Source organism: Ruegeria sp. I3 (genome assembly GCF_056532525.1).
The window spans coordinates 232,569-253,397 of sequence record NZ_JBQFNI010000002.1 but is presented as its reverse complement, the minus strand read 5'-3'; the positions used below and the strand labels follow the sequence as shown (position 1 = coordinate 253,397).

General features: G+C 58.1%; 19 protein-coding genes. 9 read left to right on the top strand and 10 right to left on the bottom strand.

Annotated features, from left to right (window positions below; all coding sequences use genetic code 11):
- Nucleotides 1-64: 64 nt before the first annotated feature.
- Both ACR0L9_RS05610 and hemA read right to left on the bottom strand, forming a co-directional pair.
- Nucleotides 65-1,279 (bottom strand): helix-turn-helix domain-containing protein, encoded by a 1,215-nt coding sequence (locus ACR0L9_RS05610; protein WP_480895142.1) that lies wholly within the window; start codon nucleotides 1,277-1,279, stop codon nucleotides 65-67.
- A 130-nt stretch (nucleotides 1,280-1,409) separates the two neighbouring features.
- Nucleotides 1,410-2,633 (bottom strand): 5-aminolevulinate synthase, encoded by a 1,224-nt coding sequence (gene hemA, locus ACR0L9_RS05605; protein WP_170403046.1) that lies wholly within the window; start codon nucleotides 2,631-2,633, stop codon nucleotides 1,410-1,412.
- A gap of 302 nt (nucleotides 2,634-2,935) precedes the next feature.
- Between hemA and ACR0L9_RS05600 the strand changes: the two genes are divergently transcribed.
- Complete coding sequence (locus tag ACR0L9_RS05600; protein WP_480895140.1) at nucleotides 2,936-4,321, top strand: dipeptidase; 1,386 nt, start codon at nucleotides 2,936-2,938, stop codon at nucleotides 4,319-4,321.
- Nucleotides 4,322-4,455: 134 nt separating this feature from the next.
- Here the strand turns inward: ACR0L9_RS05600 and lpdA are convergent, their stop codons facing one another.
- A complete protein-coding gene (gene lpdA, locus ACR0L9_RS05595; RefSeq protein ID WP_170396544.1) occupies nucleotides 4,456-5,850 on the bottom strand; it encodes a dihydrolipoyl dehydrogenase in 1,395 nt (464 codons plus the stop codon).
- 211 nt (nucleotides 5,851-6,061) lie between these two features.
- Between lpdA and ACR0L9_RS05590 the strand changes: the two genes are divergently transcribed.
- Nucleotides 6,062-6,496, top strand: a complete 435-nt coding sequence (locus tag ACR0L9_RS05590; RefSeq protein ID WP_170598068.1) for a hypothetical protein — start codon at nucleotides 6,062-6,064, stop codon at nucleotides 6,494-6,496.
- Here the strand turns inward: ACR0L9_RS05590 and ACR0L9_RS05585 are convergent.
- From ACR0L9_RS05585 to ACR0L9_RS05570, 4 genes are all read right to left on the bottom strand, one after another.
- A complete protein-coding gene (locus ACR0L9_RS05585) occupies nucleotides 6,493-7,071 on the bottom strand; it encodes a DUF924 family protein (RefSeq protein WP_170396541.1) in 579 nt (192 codons plus the stop codon). The two genes, ACR0L9_RS05590 and ACR0L9_RS05585, sit on opposite strands and share 4 nt — an antisense overlap.
- A gap of 107 nt (nucleotides 7,072-7,178) precedes the next feature.
- Complete coding sequence (locus ACR0L9_RS05580; protein WP_480895138.1) at nucleotides 7,179-8,450, bottom strand: MFS transporter; 1,272 nt, start codon at nucleotides 8,448-8,450, stop codon at nucleotides 7,179-7,181.
- A gap of 106 nt (nucleotides 8,451-8,556) precedes the next feature.
- The gene (queA, locus tag ACR0L9_RS05575) at nucleotides 8,557-9,603 is read right to left on the bottom strand and encodes a tRNA preQ1(34) S-adenosylmethionine ribosyltransferase-isomerase QueA (RefSeq protein ID WP_480760281.1); all 1,047 of its coding nucleotides are present in this window, start codon (nucleotides 9,601-9,603) and stop codon (nucleotides 8,557-8,559) included.
- Between the two features lie 44 nt (nucleotides 9,604-9,647).
- Complete coding sequence (locus ACR0L9_RS05570; RefSeq protein ID WP_480895136.1) at nucleotides 9,648-13,031, bottom strand: YhdP family protein; 3,384 nt, start codon at nucleotides 13,029-13,031, stop codon at nucleotides 9,648-9,650.
- 68 nt (nucleotides 13,032-13,099) lie between these two features.
- On the opposite strand from ACR0L9_RS05570, the gene ACR0L9_RS05565 reads away from it, so the two are divergent.
- From ACR0L9_RS05565 to ACR0L9_RS05550, 4 genes are all read left to right on the top strand, one after another.
- Nucleotides 13,100-13,561, top strand: coding sequence for a peroxiredoxin family protein (locus ACR0L9_RS05565; protein WP_170396533.1), 462 nt, complete (start codon nucleotides 13,100-13,102; stop codon nucleotides 13,559-13,561).
- Nucleotides 13,562-13,646: 85 nt separating this feature from the next.
- Nucleotides 13,647-14,465: a ferritin-like domain-containing protein gene (locus tag ACR0L9_RS05560; RefSeq protein WP_170422471.1), complete on the top strand. Its 819-nt coding sequence runs from the start codon at nucleotides 13,647-13,649 to the stop codon at nucleotides 14,463-14,465.
- A 178-nt stretch (nucleotides 14,466-14,643) separates the two neighbouring features.
- Nucleotides 14,644-15,969, top strand: a complete 1,326-nt coding sequence (locus tag ACR0L9_RS05555) for a DUF5930 domain-containing protein (RefSeq protein ID WP_480735908.1) — start codon at nucleotides 14,644-14,646, stop codon at nucleotides 15,967-15,969.
- Complete coding sequence (locus ACR0L9_RS05550; RefSeq protein WP_170585092.1) at nucleotides 15,959-16,459, top strand: polymer-forming cytoskeletal protein; 501 nt, start codon at nucleotides 15,959-15,961, stop codon at nucleotides 16,457-16,459. Before ACR0L9_RS05555 ends, ACR0L9_RS05550 begins: the two co-directional genes overlap by 11 nt.
- Nucleotides 16,460-16,636: 177 nt before the next feature.
- Here the strand turns inward: ACR0L9_RS05550 and ACR0L9_RS05545 are convergent, their stop codons facing one another.
- Nucleotides 16,637-17,002 carry a cupin domain-containing protein gene (locus ACR0L9_RS05545; RefSeq protein WP_170403066.1) on the bottom strand — a complete coding sequence of 122 codons (366 nt, stop codon included), beginning with the start codon at nucleotides 17,000-17,002 and terminating at the stop codon, nucleotides 16,637-16,639.
- A gap of 240 nt (nucleotides 17,003-17,242) precedes the next feature.
- Here ACR0L9_RS05545 and aqpZ point away from each other — a divergent pair, with 240 nt between their 5' ends.
- Nucleotides 17,243-17,932 (top strand): aquaporin Z, encoded by a 690-nt coding sequence (gene aqpZ / locus ACR0L9_RS05540; protein WP_480895134.1) that lies wholly within the window; start codon nucleotides 17,243-17,245, stop codon nucleotides 17,930-17,932.
- 50 nt (nucleotides 17,933-17,982) lie between these two features.
- On the opposite strand, the gene ACR0L9_RS05535 is transcribed toward aqpZ, so the two are convergent.
- Both ACR0L9_RS05535 and ACR0L9_RS05530 read right to left on the bottom strand, forming a co-directional pair.
- Nucleotides 17,983-18,531: a peptidylprolyl isomerase gene (locus ACR0L9_RS05535; protein ID WP_170512043.1), complete on the bottom strand. Its 549-nt coding sequence runs from the start codon at nucleotides 18,529-18,531 to the stop codon at nucleotides 17,983-17,985.
- A complete protein-coding gene (locus tag ACR0L9_RS05530) occupies nucleotides 18,524-19,030 on the bottom strand; it encodes a peptidylprolyl isomerase (RefSeq protein ID WP_170396522.1) in 507 nt (168 codons plus the stop codon). The genes ACR0L9_RS05535 and ACR0L9_RS05530 overlap by 8 nt, the downstream gene beginning before the upstream one ends.
- 135 nt (nucleotides 19,031-19,165) lie before the next feature.
- Between ACR0L9_RS05530 and ACR0L9_RS05525 the strand changes: the two genes are divergently transcribed.
- Nucleotides 19,166-20,356 carry a phosphoglycerate kinase gene (locus ACR0L9_RS05525; RefSeq protein WP_480895132.1) on the top strand — a complete coding sequence of 397 codons (1,191 nt, stop codon included), beginning with the start codon at nucleotides 19,166-19,168 and terminating at the stop codon, nucleotides 20,354-20,356.
- A gap of 130 nt (nucleotides 20,357-20,486) precedes the next feature.
- Nucleotides 20,487-20,786 carry a septum formation initiator family protein gene (locus tag ACR0L9_RS05520; RefSeq protein ID WP_170396518.1) on the top strand — a complete coding sequence of 100 codons (300 nt, stop codon included), beginning with the start codon at nucleotides 20,487-20,489 and terminating at the stop codon, nucleotides 20,784-20,786.
- The last annotated feature ends 43 nt before the right edge of the window (nucleotides 20,787-20,829 follow it).

Here is a 20,829-nt window from a genome sequence, read left to right as displayed (position 1 = left end):
CGATCCGGATCAGCCTGAATTGACCCTTAGATAGTTCGCCATCCCTTGGGGAGCAATGCCAAGATCACTCGGCGGGCGCTTCTGCCGCCTCGGTCTGCAACTCGGCCACCAGTTGCTTGAGTGCGCTGTTCTGATCGGCCTCAAGATCGGCAACTGCGAAGGTTTCTGCAACGGCATCTTTTGACAGAACAACACCTTTGGCCACCGTACCCGGCGCGCCCACAGGACCAAAATGTTCGCCATTCATCGAGAAATAGACCGACCCCGCAGCTCCTGCTCGCAGTTGCGGGGGTTCCTCGGTGAGCGGCACTTCAAACGTGCTGCCCTGCTCAACGGTGCCCAGAGTTCCTTCGAAAATCACGCTGCCATCGGCTGCCGTGACACGCATCCAAGCAGGGTTCACGGCCACGATCTTCAGCGTCGTATCCAGCTTTTCAACCACTTGAGGCAAGGCCGGGCGTTCAACCGTATGAACTTCGGTCACTTTGATTTGCGGAGGTTCAGGCGCGCGGAACGCTCCGACATTGCGCGGATCAAGGGTGGAAATCGGCGCATCCCGCGCCACCAGTACCGGCACATCAAGCGCCTGCGGACGATACAGACGATCCAGCGCTTCAGAGCTTGGCACCTCGGCGCTGGCCAGTTCGGTTCCCTCGGGCCGGGCCTGCGCGGCATCCAGCGGATCAAGGTCTGTAAGCACGACGGGGGCCTGCTCAACCGGGCTGACCTGCACCTGCTGAATGCGGTTCAGAACCGACCAGCCCCCATAACCGATGCCGCCAATGACGGCCAACAGCACCAGCGTCGATCCAATAGCACGCGGTTCAATCTGGCTGACTAAGGATTCGCGGCCCGGAATATAAGGCGTATTGGGCGAGACAAACGGATCACGTCCCATCGGCCCGCGTGAGGGCAAACCACCCTGCGCCTTTTTGACCACCGACGCCTCGGCCGACATGCCATGCGCAACCTCGAAACCGCTTTCCTGACAGAAGGTCGCAAAAGTCTCATCGGGGTTCATGCCCAGATAACGGGCATATGAACGCACATACCCGGCGATGAAGCCGGGTGTGTCAAAGGCATCGGGATCTGCATTTTCGATGGCGGCGATGTAGTTGGCTTTGATTCGCAGTTCACGCTGCACATCCAGAAGCGACTTGCCCATCGTTGCACGTTCGCCGCGCATGACATCGCCAAGCCGTACCTCATAGTCATCAAAACCCTTGGGTCTGACGTCCATGTCTTCTTCGGAATCGCGCTGTGATCTGCGCCCAATCATTCCTGCTGCCCCATCTTTGCCTGTCGCGTGTTACGCGCAAACGTCGAATCGCCCCTATAACGATTCGTCCGCTTCTTTTGTTAGCGTAAGCTTAACACGCAGCAAACTCGTTGCACACTTTAGCGTGAGGTTATCCAGCAAGTTCGGCGCGATTTAGCGCACAATGTGACCAAAGTTCGTCCATCGCCTGCACCAGACGGTTCATTTCGTCGGGTCCATGCACCGGAGATGGCGTAAACCGCAGACGTTCGGTGCCGCGCGGAACGGTCGGGAAATTGATTGGCTGCACATAGATACCATAGTCATCCAGCAGCATATCGCTCAACTTCTTGGTGTGGACGGGGTTGCCAACGATCACCGGCACAATGTGGCTGCCGTGATCAATCAGAGGCATGCCAAGCCCTTTCAGCCTCAGCTTAAGAATGCTGGCCTGGGTCTGGTGCTGCTCGCGCAGTTCAGGCGCGCGCTTGAGATAGGCCACCGAGGCTGCCGCCCCTGCCGCAACCGCAGGTGGCAGCGAGGTAGTGAAGATAAAGCCCGGCGCATAGGACCGGATGGCGTCACACATCTTGGCACTCGCCGCGATGTAGCCGCCCATGACACCGTAGGCTTTGGCAAGCGTTCCGTTGATGATGTCAATGCGATGCGCCAACCGATCACGCTCGGTTACGCCCCCGCCGCGGGGGCCGTACATGCCAACCGCGTGAACCTCATCAATATAGGTCAAAGCACCGAATTCATCGGCCAGATCGCAAATCTCTTCAATGGGTCCGAAATCGCCATCCATCGAATAGACCGACTCAAACGCAATCAGCTTGGGGGCTGCAGGGTCATCAGCCTCAAGCAACTCACGCAGATGTGCCACGTCATTGTGGCGGAAGATGCGTTTGGCACCCCCGTTGCGGCGCACGCCTTCGATCATCGACGCATGGTTCAGTGCATCGGAATATATAATCAGGCCGGGGAACAGTTTTGGCAGAGTGCTGAGTGTCGCGTCATTGGCGATATAGGCACTGGTGAATAGCAGTGCGGCTTCTTTGCCGTGCAAGTCCGCCAATTCAGCTTCCAGCCGTTTGTGATAGACTGTCGTGCCTGAAATGTTGCGCGTCCCGCCCGAGCCTGCGCCTGCGGCCTCCACCGCCTCGTGCATGGCCTCCAAAACAACAGGATTCTGACCCATGCCCAAATAATCATTGCCACACCACACGGTGATGTTCTGCTGCGAACCATCGGGACAAGTCCGTACCGCATGCGGAAAATGACCATTCCGGCGTTCAATATCGATAAAGGTCCGATAACGTCCTTCGTCATGCAGCCTGGCAATCGCTGTATCGAGCTGAGCAGTATAGTCCAACGGACCCTCCTTGGATGCCCGGTTATTATAGCCCCGGGCGACTTTTTTCGCCACTTCACAAGCCGGGCTGGAAGTATGGCGTCGCGTTCATCTGTCCAACTGGCCTACAGCCGAACAGCCGAACCCAACTTTGATTTGCATCAAATAACGCCAAACGCCTAAACCGACAAGCAAAGTTACGACCACAAGACGCGAGGAAACGCCGCAGGCCTTTCCCCCAGATCCAGCACAGAAACCTGCTGGACGGTACCGCCCATGCTGATAGGCTCTGCCCAATTTCAAGACCTTCCCAGGAGACCCCTATGTCGCTTGACGCTGTACTGAGCCGGATCGATACCGATCTGACCACCTCCATCGACCGCCTGATGGAGTTTCTGCGCATTCCCTCCATCTCGACTGACCCGGCCTTCAAGGACCAAGTCGACCAGGCTGCCGATTGGCTGGTGGCGGATCTGAAAAGTATCGGTATTGCAGCCGAAAAGCGCGAAACTCCGGGACATCCCATGGTCGTTGGCCATGTCGGTGAGGACAGCGGTGGGCCGCATGTTCTGTTCTATGGACACTATGATGTGCAACCTGTCGATCCGCTGGAGCTGTGGACACGCGATCCTTTCGATCCGGCTTTGGAAGACACTCCACACGGACAGGTGATACGCGGGCGCGGCGCTTCTGACGACAAAGGCCAACTGATGACCTTCGTCGAGGCCTGCCGCGCCTGGAAAGCAGTGCATGGCACCCTGCCCTGCCGCATCACGTTTTTCTTCGAAGGTGAGGAAGAATCCGGGTCGCCCTCGCTCGTGCCATTTCTTAAAGCAAACAAATCCGAGCTTCAGGCGGATCTCGCGCTGGTCTGTGATACTTCGATGGTGTCGCGGGGGGTGCCTTCGATAGCGTCGCAATTGCGCGGCATGCTCAAGGATGAATTCACAATCATCGGTCCCCGCATCGACCTGCATTCGGGCCACTATGGCGGGCCGGGTCTGAACCCGCTGCGGGAACTGTCGCGCATCGTCGCATCCTTCTATGATGAAGAAACCGGCCGCGTCGCGGTCGAAGGTTTTTACGAAGGCGTACACGAAGTCCCGGCCGAGCAGTTGCGCCAATGGGAGAATTGCGGGTTCGATGAAGCGGAATACCTGAATTCGGTTGGCTATACCGAGCCGCACGGTGAAACAGGCTATTCCACGCTGGAACAACAATGGGCGCGACCCACGCTCGAAGTGAATGGCCTTTGGGGAGGTTACAACGGCGCGGGCTCCAAAACCGTTATCCCGTCCGAGGCACATTGCAAGATCACCTGCCGCCTGGTCGGCGACATGGACCCGGACGCGCTCCGCAAAAGGATCCGCAAACATGTCGAAGAGCGCCTGTCTACGGATGCTAAAGTGGTCTGGGACAGTGATCTCGAAGGCTCGCCTGCTTCCGTGATGAACCTTAGCCGCCCAGAATTCGAAGCGGCCCGCGGAGCACTTTCGGACGAGTGGAAACGCGAGGCCGTTTTCACCGGGATGGGCGGATCAATCCCGGTGGTTGGATATTTCAATACAGTGTTGGGGCTGGATTCGATGCTGGTTGGGTATGCCAATGACGATGATGCCATCCACTCGCCGAACGAGAAATACGACGTCAAAAGCTTCCACAAAGGCATCCGCTCGTGGGCCCGTATATTGGAAGCAATAAATAAATGAGGATCCTTTGCGAGGCTCTGCCTCGCGCTCCGAGGTATTTTCGGCCAGATGAAGTACGGATCCCCTGCTTCATCTGGCTATAAATATCTCGGGGGAGTCGCGGCTTGCCGCGGCGGGGGCAGAGCCCCCTGGCCTTACATGTGGATCACGCGTCCATAGGCATCCAGCACGCTTTCATGCATCATTTCAGACAGCGTCGGATGCGGGAAGACGGTGTTCATCAGGTCTTCTTCAGTGGTTTCCAACTGGCGACCGACCACATAGCCCTGAATAAGCTCTGTGACTTCGGCACCGATCATGTGTGCTCCGAGCAATTCCCCGGTCTTGGCATCGAAGACGGTCTTGATCAGTCCCTCGGGCTCACCAAGCGCGATGGCCTTGCCGTTGCCGATGAACGGGAAGCGTCCGACCTTGATGTCATAACCCAGCTCTTTGGCCTTGGCTTCGCTATATCCAACCGAAGCGACCTGAGGCTGGCAATAGGTGCAGCCCGCGATGCTTTCAGGCTTCACCGGATGTGCGTGTTTGCCCGCGATCAGCTCAGCTACCATCACGCCTTCGTGGCTGGCTTTGTGTGCCAGCCAGGGCGCCCCGGCGATATCACCTATAGCGTAAAGCCCGTCTACCCCAGTGCGGCAGTATTCATCGGTGACCACGTGCGTGCGGTCGATCTTCACACCCAAGGCTTCAAGCCCGAGGTTTTCCACATTACCGACGATGCCCACGGCCGAGATCACCGTGTCAAAATCGTGTTTCTCAACCTTGCCTTTCACCTCGATATGCGCAGTCACCTTGCCCTTGGCGCGGTCCAATTGTTTAACCATCGCCTTTTCCATGATGGTCATGCCCTGCTTGGTGAAAGCTTTCTTGGCAAATGCACTGATCTCGGCATCTTCTACAGGCAGCACTCGATCCATCACCTCGACCACGGTCGTGTCCGCGCCCAACGTGTTATAGAAGCTGGCGAATTCGATCCCGATCGCACCCGAGCCGATGACCAGCAGTTTCTTGGGCATCCGCGGCGGTTGCAGCGCGTGTTTGTACGTCCAGACCAGATCGCCATCCGCTTCAAGGCCCGGCAGTTCGCGCGCCCGGGCACCGGTGGCCAGAACGATATTCTTCGCGGTTAGGTCTTCCGTGCCTTTGTCTGTTTTGACGCTGACCTTGCCCTTGGCGGGGATCGATGCCTCACCCATGACAACGGCGACTTTGTTCTTTTTCAGCAGATGACCTATACCGCCGGACAACTGCGCGGCAACACCGCGCGAGCGCTTCACAACCGCATCCAGATCGTAGCCGACCTTGTCTGCTTTCAAGCCAAAATCCTTGGCACGCTCCATCAGGTGGAACACTTCCGATGACCGCAGTAGTGCCTTTGTCGGGATACAGCCCCAGTTCAGGCAGATACCACCCAGATGTTCGCGCTCGACAACAGCGGTCTTCAGGCCCAGTTGCGCCGCGCGAATAGCGGCCACATAGCCACCGGGGCCAGCCCCGATTACGATCAGATCATAAGATTGTGCAGCCATGTTTCCCTCTCGGCACAGGTCAGTTCAAAACTAGTTTACCGTTAAACTATTTTTTACAACGCATCAACATCAGAGCCCGCGACATATGTGACGCGGGGTCAAATCAGGTATTTGGAGCTGAATTCAGCCTATACCCACGTTACCGCAAAGGCTAGAACTGACGAATATGCACTACCAGTTTTTGACCTTCCCGATTTTCGAAAGGCGTATCATGGCTAAAACGCTCAAAGATTTACTGCTCGCTCTTTTGAACGCGACATTGATATTGTTGGCTTTATGCCTGTTTCTGGGGTGGAAACTTGCGCAGTCTGTCGATCAGATCCGGGTCGGGTTTGCTGAGAACCTGCAGGTCGTGGCGCCGCTACGAGATCAGGCGCAGGGAATTCGTGGGGAACTGGCCGCGTTGCGCAGCGATCTTGCAACCCTTAGCAGTCAGGGCACGCAACTCGATGCGGTCACGCGCCAACAGCTGAATGCGGCATTGCGACGTTTGGGTGATCTGGAGGGGAAGCTGGAAGACACTCAGGCCCGATTGGCGGGCCTGGTCGAAAAACCGGAAGACTTGATCGACTATGCCATTACGACATCCGCCGACACTGTTACCGACCGCCTTCTGATCCTAAAAGGCTGTGAGCCCGCGACCTAGGTCGCGGCCTGCAACTCGCGCACAGTCGAACCATATCCGCCATTACTGACATATGCGGCTTCGTGTTCAGTAGTCGCGCGTTCCAGCGCATCGTTTCGATACGGGAAACGACCGAACTTGCGGATCACCTCACGATGAGCGCGCGCATGAAGCAGATTGCTCTCGCCGCCTTCCGGCATCCGTTCGATCATAAGGCGCACACAGCGCTCCTGATCGCACAGATTTTCCGAATGCATCATCGGCAAATAAAAGAACTGCCGCGCCGGTTCGTCGATCTTAAGATCCCAGCCTTTGTCGACCGCGCATTTCGCTGCAGCCAGTGCCGCCCGATCCGATGCAAAGGCCTGTTTGCTTCCCCGGAACATGTTGCGAGGCAACTGATCCATAAGAATAATATAGGCCAGCGAACCGCTGGGATAGGTCAGCCAAAGCGAGAATTTACCCTCACACGCGGCTTCCCATGTTGAAAGAAATTTATCCCGGATCCGCGCATCCAGCGCTTCATCCTGCAGGTACCACCCCTCGGGGCCAACCTCATCTAACCAAAAACTCAATACTTCTTCAGGACCTACCATTGCCCTAGACTCCGTAATTGCCCTCCCCAGGACGTAACGTCATTAAAATCACTTTTACAGATTTGTGACAGTAACATATTGCAACACAAAAGTCACATTTCCGGCGCTCAGGTGGGTTCTTGCGTATCCTGCTCGTCCTGGGCTGCTTCAATGGCGACCTCTTGCGCAACTTCCAGGGCAACGGGCGAAGATGTCGGGTAGATCGGGGCAATCGATCCGGTTTCATCCACGGGTTTGTAAACGCGCTGGGTCATACGATAGGCCGCATAGGCGGCCATGATGAACATCAGCGCCGCGATGAACAGGAAAAAGCCTTGTGGGCCGAGCACGCCAGCCCCCATTAGCCAACCGGTGATAATTGGACCTGCGATTGCGCCCAAGCCGTTAATAAAAACCAGACCGCCCGAAGCCGCCGACATATCGTCATACTCCAAGTAGTCATTGGTATACGCGATCAACAGAGAATAGAGCGGGCTTGTCATGCCGCCGATGATAAAGGCAGCTACGAGAAGCATGGTGAAAGTAACGCCCAGTATCATGCCTATCACGGCGCCTACCCCACCAACAGCGGCCACCAGCATGATCAGCAGACGGCGGTCCATTCTGTCGGACATCCAGCCCAACGGATATTGCAGGACTACGGCGCCGATGTAAAACACCGCTACGAAGGTCGAAATCTCGACCAGACTCAATCCAACCTGAGCGCCATAAACGGCGCTCATCCCGAATTGCGCTGAAAATATCCCGCCAAGCAAGAACATGCCGACGCAGCCCAGCGGCGATGTTTCCATCAGCTGGCGCAATGTCATCGGTTTGGTGGTATCGAACGCCGGGGTCGGAGAAATGGACAGCAGAATAGGCGCAAATGAGATCGAAACCAGTATAGAAGCGATGACAAAGGTCTCATATCCTGCCGGGTCGCCGACCAGCAATAAGGCTTGGGCGCTCACCACACCTGTCATCTGCACCATCATATAAAGCGACAGCGCCTGCCCTCGGTTCTCGTTGTTTGCGGCATTGTTCAGCCAGCTTTCCGCGGTCACATACACGCCCGAAAAACAGAACCCGATAATCACGCGGCCAATCGACCATGCAATTGGATCGGTCAGCATCGGATACATTATCATGACAGCCGAGATGAACGAGGCCAGCGCCGCAAACACGCGCACGTGCCCCACGCGGCGGATCATTTCAGGTGCCAGACGCGAGCCGCCAAGGAACCCAAGGAAATAGGCCGACATCACGAAGGACATCTCTAAGGTCGAGAATCCCTCGATCTCCCCACGCACCCCCAGCAACGTGCCCTGCAGGCCGTTGCCGACCATCAGCAACCCCATTCCCAGAAGAAGCGCCCAAGCGCTGGAAAGAACCTGAAGCATTCTGCCTATCCAAAATTGCCGGTGTGTTTTGTCCGCTTTGCCGTCAATGACGAAGCACGTCGCGCTTGTCTACGACATTGTAAGGGCGCAGATGGCCAAGATACGACTATGGTATAAGCAGAGATCCGTCGCCGTATGAGAAAAAGCGATATTCTTCTGCGATAGCGTGGTCATAGACCGACTTGACCCGATCCTGCCCAATCAACGCCGAAACCAGCATCAGCAATGTGGATTTCGGCAGGTGGAAGTTGGTCATCAGCGCATCAGTGACGTGAAATTCAAAACCTGGGTATATGAAGATATCGGTCTCGCCTTCCCACGGCGCGATCCGGCCGCGTCGTGCTGCGCTTTCGATCAGTCGAAGGGCAGTTGTGCCCACCGGGATAACGCGCCCGCCCGCTTCTTTGGTCGCCGCAATCTCGGCAGCGGCCTGCGCGCTGACCCGTCCCCATTCGGCGTGCATCTTGTGGGTGGTCACGTCTTCCACTTTGACCGGCAGAAATGTGCCTGCCCCCACATGCAGTGTGACATGCGTGAACTCGACACCGCGCTCCGATAGCGCCTGCAAAAGCGCATCATCAAAATGCAAGGACGCGGTTGGGGCCGCTACGGCTCCGGAGTTTCGCGCCCACACAGTTTGGTAGTCGGTCTTGTCCTGTTCATCCGCCGCACGTTTCGCTGCGATGTAGGGAGGCAACGGCATCGCGCCGGCCTGCTCCAACGCTTGATCGAAATCCTCTCCGGTCAGGTTGAAGCGCAGATAGGCTTGGCCATCGGCAACTCGGTCCAGGGTTGCGCTCAGATCGTCTGAGAATACGATCTCTTCGCCCGGTTTGATCTTCTTAAGCGGCTTGATCAGCGCGGCCCAACAACCATCAGATTGCGGGTCCAGCAATGTCGCCTCAATCGCGGCAGATACCGGCCCTTGCGCGCTGTCACGGTGGCGGCGACCGCTGAGGCGAGCGGGAATGACGCGGGTGTCGTTCAGCACCAGACGGTCCCCGGGCTGCAATATGTCCGGCAGATCGAACACGCGCCGGTCCTGAACAGCATCACCCTGCGCAAGCAGCAGTCGCGCGGACGAGCGCGGGCTGGCGGGACGCGTGGCAATCAGGTGTTCGGGCAGGTGGAAGTCAAAGTCGCTGAGTTTCATGGCCGCGCCATACATCGGCCCGACAGATTCGGCCACAGCTCAGATCAGCGATCCTCACCACGTGTCTGGAAGGCGGGATTGGGTTCGCCAGATCGATCCGGTGTGGCATTCGGGCCATCCGAGACCGTTGGCGCAGGCTCGCGCAACAGGTTGCGCAGAAACAGAGGTGCGAGACCAGACAGAGGATTGACCGAAACTTGCGGGTCGGACAGCGGTCCGGACAAAGTGTAGTTGAAGGCAAAGATACCTTCCCCCTTTTTGGTCAGAACGCTGCCAATTGCATTGACCAGATAGATCGGTGAAATCGCGCCGCGCAGGTTCAGCATCCCGGCTACAGTGTCGACCGTACCATCAAAGGACAGCCCCATTGATGGCCCCACGGCACTACCGCTCAGCACTTTCACCTCGGTCGGAGTGATACGCATTTTGCTGTCGATGGCTGCGAAGAAAATACCTTGCCCCGCCATTTCATCCAGCAACCCCACCAGACTGATCGCGTTCAATATCGCTGCCATGGCCGGGGCGTCCGTGATCCGCGTATTTTTGATTTTCAGGTCGACGTCATAGTTTCCAGGCTCTGCGATCGGATCCAGCTGCAATTGCATTGTTCCACCGCGTGCCTGCGTCAGAACCCCCGCTGATCGCAGAACTGCCCCCGCATCGTCCGAGGTTAGACCAACCGCAGATCGGGACGCGCGCGGGGTGACCTGACCGCGGATCGCTGCACCGCCATTGACTTGCGACGCAAAGCTGCCGGTCAGTCCGCCAGTGGTTTGAAACGAGCCAGTCAACCCGGTCAACGCAACGGATTCAGTGACTTGTAGTCGGTCCAGCTTCACATCCAGCTTTGGCCCGGGCCCGGCAGCACCACCGCTGCTACCTCCCTCACCGATGGTGGATTTTCCCAGATCAAGCACGCCGCCCAACACACGGATATCTGGCAGCGCGGCACCACGCCCAATCAATTCCGCCGGAACTGCAAGCCAGTCGCCCAGTTCGAACGTGCTGAACCGTACCCTTTCGAACCCGCCATCCCGGAACGAGATCGCTGCAGTTGTCCGCAGACCAGCAGCGTTGATCCGAAGGGAATCGACACTTAGCTGAGCGCCCAGCGTGGCCTCGGCAGTCAGAGAGCCGCCAGTGCTGGCTGATTTGCGCCATCCAAGCTCAGGGATCGCCAACGCCACGCCAACCAAATCGGACTGTGCCGACAAGCGCGGGGGCTCACCCGCACCAAGGCTCAGGTTGAAATCGGCGATCCCCTCACCGGTCAACATGCCGCGCGGCAGCCCGGCATTGATTTGTTCCATCAAACGCGGGGAGAGTTCGATTTGACCTGTCAGTTCGCTTTGCTGCGGGGTTTCGCCTCCGATCGGCTGCCGCCAAAGCGCTTCAACCGGTACAACACCAAACAGCCCCTCGCCCTGGATGGCTACTTGCGTCTGGTCGCCGCTCAGGTCCAATCGGTCTGCGCTGACTTCAAATCCGGGTACCAGCTTGCTGCTGTCCAAATTCGACAACTCGCCAACGAAATGGAACCTGGTATCTTCCAGCTTCAGGCCCTTGATCAGCGGCAAGGAAAGCGTTCCACTCAGACTGACCTGACCGTCGGCCAGATCCACCGGCAGATTGGCCTTGGTCAACAGTTGCAGCGGCGGGCGGTCCAGCAATGACATGGCTGCGGTTACACTGCCGCTGGCCTTAATCCGCGCAATGGCCGGGGTGGTTTTTTTGATGCCGGTATCGGGGATGATGAACGAGGTGCCCGAGGCATCAACGGTACCTCCTTCATCCGCGATCACAATCCCCTTTTGCGCCGAGACGGTAAAGCGCCGGTTGAGCAGGCTGGCCTGTCCCTGCGCGTCTTGGATGGTTGGCAACGTCTTGGCGAACCGAATCTCGGTCTCGTCGAATTCGAAATCCGCATAGATGTCCGGCTTTTCGCCGGGCCGTAGACGCAGGGCGAAATCCAGATCGGACATTTCTCCGTGATAGAGGTTATCGGTGACCCAAAGGCGCGGTTTCGGCGCAAGTCGTTCGGGCCAGTAGTTCAACAGCTGATCAGAGCTCATCCGATCAATCTGTGCATCAATGGCTGCGACCCAGCCGTCGGTCAAACCAGCCAGAGACCCGCTGAGCCGTGCGCGATGTGCACCGTCTTCAACCGTCATTTGCCCCAGCTGTATACGGAACGGCGCAAGTTTCATCTGGAAATCAACATCGGCCCGCGTCAGATTCAGTGCTTCGGGGAACAGATTGGCCGGGTTGATCTCAATCCCGCTGAGGCGGAACTGCCCCGACATACTGTCCAACCCGCCAGCTTTGACCCCATGTAGAAAGGCCTTGCCATCTGCCTGCACCGTACCCCAGGCAGACTGGATCGAGACTTCATTGAAATCCAGCGCCTGTTGTTTCGGGTCGTAGGTAAAATACGTCCGCGCCGCGTCGAATTTGATCGGTGTTGTTTCAGGCGTGGGCTGCACGGCGCCTGCACCCAGATTCAACGTGGCAAAGACTGGCCCCAGCGCGCCCTCAGTATCAATGCCACCCCTCAAAGCACCTGAGATCGGTGTGCGAAGTACCTGCATCCATGCCAGCGCCGGGCTGTGGCCTGCGATATCCTCGGCGGGAAGATCGGTGATTGAGATGCCGAACTGCGCAGCGGGACTGCCCAGCAAACTGGTATAGTTGGCCTCGATCGTGCTGACATAATCGCGACCGGCCAGCACCGAGAAATTGGTGGCCAGACGAATCTCACCCGCGCTGCGGTTGGCCTGAATACGCCCGCCGTCCAGCACCCAGGACCGGCCCAACCGCAGGTCCTGATAGTCCAGCGTAATTGCATCCAGTTCGACCGAGGTCAGGGCTGACAAAATAGGTGCCTGGAACACCTCGTCCGATGATTCAATCAGCTGCGCCAGGTTCCGGGCCTGACCGACCGGCGCACTTCCGGCACCGACCGTCAGCGACAGCGCTCCATCGACACCCCGTGTCAGTGCAATCTGCGCGCCTTGCAATATGATCCGCTTCGGGCGCACATGCCCGCGCAACAGTGGGCGCATCGACAGGCTGGCCCGCAGGTCGGACACTTCGGCAATCTGCCGTCCGTCCGCATCGCTGATACGAACATCGGTCAGTCGCAATCGCGGACGCCAGCCTTCATGAATGATGAAACTGACATCGCCGAACCGAACTTTGACGCCACCCAATGTCTGATCAAGGCGCGCCTCGACCCGGTCGCGCAACCAATCCGGCGCGTGCATGCGCTGGCCGACAACCATAAAGCCGGTGACCAGTGCCAGAAATCCAAGGATGAAGACACCGCGCAATGTCCACAGCCCTGCGGTCCGACGCCGCGACCGACGGCGGGGTTTCTTATCCGCCTTCGTGTCATCCTGCTGTTCTTGCTGGACCAATTTGCGTCTCACGCCTTTCAACCTGTCAACGGAGCCCTATGATATGCGGCAACCGTTAATTTCTCAGCCGGAGTTTGAATATGCCCGAAGTCTCAGACATCGCACCCGACTTTACACTGCCTCGCGACGGCGGCGGCGAGGTGACCCTGTCGGAACAGCGTGGCCGCGCGGTCGTTCTGTTTTTCTATCCCCGCGATGATACGCCGGGCTGCACCAAGGAATCCATCGGTTTCTCGGAACAACTACAAGCCTTTGCGGATGCGGGTGCTAACGTTTTCGGCATCTCGCGCGATACCGTGGCAAAGCATGACAAATTTGTCGCCAAGCACGGCCTGACGACGCCGCTTTTGTCCGATGAGGGTCAGAGCGTGTGCGAAGATTATGGCGTCTGGGTCGAAAAGAACATGTACGGACGCAAATCCATGGGGATCGAACGCTCGACCTTTCTGATTGATGCGGATGGAAAAATCGCCCGCGTCTGGCGCAAGGTGAAAGTGCCGGGTCATGTGGACGAAGTGTTGGAGGCCGCACGCGCGCTCTAGCCCTCTCGACCCGCGCGGGCATCAAGGGTATGACCCGCGCGGAGTGAAGCGTAAGGGGGCAAGCGTGTCAAAAACACTGACCGAAATGGCGACCGAGGTTTTGACCACATCAGTCGGTCGCGAGAAAACCGCCCTGTCCAAACGATACGCCGCTGCCTGGTTCGCAGCCCGGCAAGGCGACGCGCCCAAGATCGAAGTGGGCACCGCAAAGCCACCGCTATACCCTGCGCGACCTGAAAAGCCCGAACTGTTGTCGCCTCGTGATGTACCGCGCCGAAGGGCGGGGTCCGAGGCCGGCCGCATCGCACTGTTGCACGCTGTCGCTCATATAGAGTTGAACGCCGTGGATCTGCATTGGGATATCATTGCCCGGTTTGGCCATGTGCCCATGCCCATCGGCTTCTATGACGATTGGGTGAAATGCGCCGAAGAAGAATCGCGCCATTTTGAGATGGTCTGCGACTGCCTCGAACAGATGGGCAGCCACTATGGCGCCCTGCCCGCCCATGCAGGCATGTGGCGCGCCGCCGAGGACACCGCACAGGATCTTATGGGTCGTCTTGCCGTCGTCCCAATGGTGCTTGAGGCACGTGGGTTGGACGTGACCCCCGGAATGATCGACATCTTCCGCAAGGCCAAGGCTGACGACGCAGTCGCTGCACTGGAAGTGATTTATGCCGAGGAAGTTGGTCACGTCGCCTATGGCTCGAAATGGTTCCACTTCTTGTGCGGGCGCGAGAATGCCGACCCCAAGGATGTATTCCACGCCCTCGTCCGCCGCTACTTCCACGGCGCGCTGAAACCACCATTTAACGAAGAGAAACGGGCCGAGGCCGGACTGCCGCCAGATTTCTATTGGCCCCTGACCGAAGACCTGCCACCACCCGGAGTTGTGTCGGACTGACAGCAAATGCTCGCTATCGGCAAGTTCTCGCCGATCACGTGCGGTAATTCTCCGTTCATAGCTCTTGATTGGTTAACAAACTTGCCCGAATGCCTCGACCGCTTTATGCAATCGCGTCAAGGAGCGGCTACTCACTCACGACCGGCTCCGAGATATGGGGACAATTGAGGTAGGACGCGTGCGGACACGTCTGGCAATTAAACTACACTCACTGCTCGAGCGGCACTTTCCAGAGCGCCGTGTTTTTCTGAAATCTGACAACGACACGCGGTTCATCCGACTGAGTTCTGAAACTCAGATCGCTGCAGTCGCCGGTGTGTCGGTGATGGTCGCCTGGACCGCGATTGCCACGTCAGTTCTGTTGATGGACAGCATCGGATCGGGCAATTTCCGGGAACAGGCCAAGCGCGATCAGGCTACGTATCAAGAACGTCTGAACATCCTGTCGGAAGAGCGCGATGCGCGTGCGGCCGAAGCGCTGGCTGCACATGACAGGTTTAACGCAGCTCTGGAACAGATTTCGGTCATGCAGTCCGAATTGCTGGAATCCGAGAACCGCCGGCGCGAGTTGGAAACCGGCATCGAGGTGATCCAAACCACGCTGCGTGCCACTATGAAGCAGCGCGAAGACGCGCGGACCAAACTGGCCGAACTGCAACCCAGCACTGATGCGGACGCGGCTTATGCGATGGCATCGGCAAACCCGGAACAGATGGCATTTATGACCGATGCCCTGGCCCGGACCGCGGCGCAGCGCGACCAGATCGCTGCCGATGCGCAAGGCGCGTTGGACCAGCGTGACGAGCTCGAGCTTGAAATCCGCCTAATGCAGGAGCGCAGCGACGAGATTTTCCGCCAGTTGGAAGAGGCGATGCTGATCTCGGTCGAACCTCTCGACAAGATGTTCCGCAGCGCGGGCATGCCAACAGATCGTATCCTCGACGAAGTTCGGCGCGGATATAGCGGTATGGGCGGTCCGCTGACCCCTTTATCCTTCAGCACCCGCGGTGAGGAACTGAGCCCCGACCAGATCCGCGCCAATATCCTGCTGGAACAGATGGACCAGCTGAACCTCTATCGCATCGCTGCAGAAAAGGCCCCCTTCGCCAGCCCGGTGCGCGCCGCTGTCCGTTATACCAGTGGCTACGGAACCCGCCGCGACCCCAAGACCGGTGGACGCCGCATGCATAACGGCGCAGATTTCGCTGGTCCCTCGGGCACCGATATCTTCGCCACGGCCGATGGCGTGGTCACCCATGCAGGCTGGCAATCGGGTTTCGGTCGGCTGGTCAAGATCAAGCACGCGTTCGGGATTGAGACACTTTACGCTCATAATACCAAGATACGTGTAAAGGTTGGTCAAAGGGTCTCGCGCGGTGATCATATTGCTGATATGGGTAGCACCGGACGGTCGACCGGCACCCACCTGCACTATGAGGTGCGCGTGAACGGAAAACCTGTAAACCCAATGACTTACATCAAGGCTGCGAGAAATGTTTTCTAAGAGCAAAATCAACGAACCCGGATCGAAAGAGACTGAGGCAGCGAAACCGGCCGCTCCGGCCACTCCGGCGGCCCCTGCACCGGCTGAAACCAAGGCAAGCACCCCGCCCAAGCCAAAGCCGCCCGCGTCGGTCCTATCCTCGGATCTGCACATCACCGGCAATCTGAAAACCTCAGGCGATATCCAGGTTGAGGGCACCGTCGAAGGCGACATCCGCGCCCATCTGCTGACCATCGGCGAGACTGCCACCATCAAGGGCGAAGTCACTGCAGATGACGTAGTGGTCAACGGCCGTATCGTGGGCCGCGTCCGCGGCCTGAAGGTCCGCCTGACCTCAACCGCCCGCGTCGAAGGTGACATCATCCACAAGACCATCGCCATTGAAAGCGGTGCGCATTTCGAAGGTTCGGTGCAGCGTCAGGACGACCCGCTGAACCCGGGCCGCAGCGGCAAATCGGGTGCCAACCCGGCGGCGGAAGTGAAGCAGTAAACACTTATCGGCAAGACCAATCAGCAACGCCGCAGGATTCTCTGCGGCGTTTTTTCTTGTTTTGGGGTGTTCGTCTAAATCTAACAATGACCTCAATGCGGGACGAAGCGGACTTACACCGCGCAAGTGCCGCAATGCGCTTGGTTGATCAGGAGGGCTTGGTCTGCGCTGCCCCCGCTACTCGTACTGCACGATCACCGAAAGAAAATCATCATCGCTTGTGACAACTGTGTGGTGGCCTTTGCCGTGTTTGTCTTCCATATGCCAGACGTCACCCGGACCAATATCTCTGAATTCCCCGTCGCTCGCGGTCACGCGCACTGAGCCAGAAAGACAAATGAGCTTTTGAGCGACAGGTGTGGGATGAATTGGCTCATCCCAACCCTTCTTGAGTCTCAAGAACATGGTTTGCTTGACAGCTTCTGGCTTTGAAATCTCGATTGCTTTCGCAGGTGGTGCAAAGCTTTGCTCTTCAAGTTCGACTTCGATGTCTTTCCAATGGCTTTCGCCTTGAGCATCCGAATACAGTTTTTTGAACTTCACTTTGATACCCCCGCCACATCGCAAGCCCACAACCGATACCGGACATTGGGGCGCACAGGAGAAAAACGCAAGTTGGGCCGAGTGTGTCGTTCTCAATCGCCAGCACACCGGAATAAGCATATTCCCTGACAGCCCCCCCTATCTGACGTGTCTTGAAGGAAAATTCCCCGCATTCTCACAGTTTCACAAAAAGCGTTTTTTGAATTAACCTTAAAGTCATTGATTTCTGGAGGGCTTTTCATGTCATCAAAACTCATGGCCGAATTCTTCGGTACATTCTGGCTGGTTCTGGGCGGCTGTGGCAGCGCGGTGCTGGCTGCAGGTGTTGCTGATGTCGGCATCGGCTGGCTGGGCGTTTCTTTTGCTTTCGGCCTGACGGTGCTGACCATGGCTTATGCGGTCGGTCATATATCGGGCGGGCACTTTAACCCGGCGGTCAGTCTTGGGCTCTTGATCGGAGGGCGGTTCGATGCCAAAGATCTGATCCCCTACTGGATCGCGCAGGTGATCGGAGCGATCGCCGCAGCAGCCGTGCTCTATCTGGTCGTCAGCGGAGCACCGGGCTTTGAAGGCGTCGGGGGGTTTGCCTCAAACGGGTATGGCGAGGCATCACCCGAAGGCTATTCGATGATGTCGGCCTTAGTGATCGAAATCGTCATGACGGCGTTCTTCATCGTGATCATTCTCGGTGCGACCTCCAGCGGCGCGCCTGCCGGTTTCGCCCCGATTGCGATTGGATTGGGGCTGACGCTGATCCACCTGATCTCGATCCCGGTGACCAACACCTCGGTGAACCCTGCCCGGTCAACCGGCGTGGCGTTGTTTGCCGATGGTCCGGCACTGGCGCAGCTCTGGCTGTTCTGGGTGGCACCTTTGATCGGCGGTGCGATTGGCGCACTGATCTGGCGGGCGATGTCGGACGACGATTGACCCGGTCGCACCAAGACCCCCGGCCCGCAGAAGCGCGCCGGGGTTTTCTTTTATTCGGTCACAGTGACCTTTTTCATCGCATCCGGTTGTCCGATCACTGCGCCATTAGGGCCATCGCCCCGCTTGATCGCATCGACCACGTCCATCCCTTCTGTCACCTGACCGACAACCGTGTACTGACCATTCAGGAACGGGCCGGGCTCGAACATAATGAAGAATTGCGAGTTCGCGCTGTCTGGGTCCTGCGCCCGCGCCATACCCACGACGCCCCGGTCATAATTGAAATCCGAGAATTCGGCAGGCAGATCAGGGCGATCCGATCCACCCGTACCCGCACGACGCATGTCGCCACCGACACGGCCAAACTCAACATCGCCGGTCTGCGCCATGAACCCATCGATCACACGGTGGAACACAACCCCATCGTACTGACCAGCAGCGGCCAGAGCGGTGATCTGCTCTACATGCTTGGGTGCAATATCCTCGAATAGATCAACGGTGACGGTGCCATTGGCGCCCTCGCCCTCGATCTCAATCTCAAGCCCGGTTGCCAGCGCAGGGCTGGCCAGCAAGGCAAAAACTGCAGCCAGCTTATGCATCGGCAGCCACCTTAACACTGATCATGCGGTCGGGGCTTGCAGGCGGCTCACCACGCACAATCGCGTCCACATGCTCCATCCCGTCGATGACGCGGCCATACACGGTATATTGACCGTTCAGGAAATGGTTGTCCTTGAAGTTGATGAAGAACTGCGAGTTTGCCGAATCCGGGTTGGCCGAGCGTGCCGCACCCAACGTGCCGCGATCATGGGGCAGTTTCGAAAACTCTGCCGGAACGTTCGGCAGCGACGATCCACCGGTGCCCGCCATACGAATGTTGAACCCGTCTTCCATGTCGCCATGCTGCACGTCGCCGGTTTGCGCCATGAACCCGTCGATCACGCGGTGAAATGCGACGTTGTCATATTCGCCACCACGCGCCAGCTCTTTCATGCGGGCCGAGTGCTGAGGGGCCACATCAGGCAGCAATTCGATGACGACATTGCCGTCTTTCAGCTCAATGATGATCGTGTTTTCGGGGTCTTTGATCTCGGCCATCTGGCCCTCCTGTCTTTGAAACTTGCGCAAATACCTATGACGCGGGCGCGCGAATGCCAAGTGACGCATTGACCTGAACGCAAAATGCAGGAAAAGAACCGCTGAAACTGGATGCAATGGGCAAGGATGAGCGCGATGGGCTGGAAATCTCTGGACGATATGGATCTTGGCGGTAAGCGGGTTCTGGTGCGCGTGGATATCAACGTACCGGTCGCGGATGGCGTGGTGACCGACGACACCCGCATTCAACGGATCGTGCCAACCGTGCGCGATATCCTCGCCGCAGGCGGTAAACCTATCCTGCTGGCCCATTTCGGACGCCCCGGTGGTCGGCATGTACCCGAGCTGTCATTGAAGCAGCTTGTGCCAGCACTTGAATCCGCTTTTGGGGCTCCCGTGCGCTTTGCCGATGATTGCGTGGGCTATGAGGCTGAAACCGCCGCCTCCGCCCTGACGGAAGGTGAGGTTCTGCTGCTGGAAAACACCCGCTTCCATGCCGAGGAGACCAAGAACAGCCTCCCACTTGCCCAAGGCATGGCAAAGCTGGGCGACATCTATTGCAACGATGCCTTCTCGGCCGCGCACCGCGCCCACAGCTCGACCGAGGCGCTGGCCCGTCTGCTGCCCGCCTGTGCCGGGCGCTTGATGCAGCAGGAACTGAGCGCGCTTGAAGCCGCCTTGGGCGCACCCAAGCGGCCTGTCACAGCGGTTGTCGGGGGCGCCAAAGTGTCGACCAAGCTGGACCTGCTGGGCAACCTGATCGAGAAGGTTGACTATCTGGTCATCGGTGGCGGGATGGCGAATACATTCCTACTGGCGCAGGGGATCGATGTCGGCAAATCGCTGGCCGAGCACGCCATGACCGATACCGCCGCCGAAATCCTCGGCAAGGCCGAATCCGCAGGCTGTACGATCGTCCTGCCGCGCGACATCGTCGTGGCCGAAGTGTTCGAGGCCAACGCGCCGCATCAGGTTCTGCCCGCTGATCAGTGCCCTTCGGACGCGATGATCCTGGACGCCGGTCCCGAAAGCGTCGCAGCCGTGTCCGAAGTGCTGGAAAAAAGCCAGACCCTGATTTGGAACGGCCCACTGGGGGCGTTTGAGCTGACCCCGTTCGATGCCGCAACCAATGCGGCGGCGCTGAAGGCGGCTGCACTAACCCGCGATGGCAAGCTGACCTCGGTCGCGGGTGGGGGTGACACGGTCGCCGCGCTGAACGCCTCGGGCGCGGCAACGGATTTCTCATATATCTCTACTGCTGGTGGTGCCTTCCTTGAATGGATGGAAGGCAAGACCTTGCCGGGTGTGGCCGCGCTGGACCCGTAAGCGCTCAAACCTCAGGTCTCAGCTTTTTCTACACAGGGGATTCACAACCCGAATCACCTGTGACATAGTGCGTCGAGACATCCAAAAAGGGTGCGTTTCTGAGGCAGTATTTCACACGGCGGTTATCACAGTGTCCCGTTCCAATCGGCCCGGTTTAGGGGCTTTCATTTTCTTCTCAATCGCCTTCATGCTGGGGGTGTATTTCACCTTTGCCGCCGTTCAAGGGGATTACGGTCTGTTTCGCCGGGTCGAGATTGCCGCCGAGCGCGATGTTTTGTCTCGCGATCTGGCGCAGCTAAACGCCGAGATCGAGCAGATGGAGAACCTGACCCGCCGACTGTCAGACACCTATCTGGATCTCGATCTGCTGGATCAACAGGCCCGCTCAGTGCTCGGCATGATCCGCGCGGATGAGATCGTCATCCGCTGACGAAATTTTTGACTAAGAATCTCTGTACTTTAACGCCCGGAAG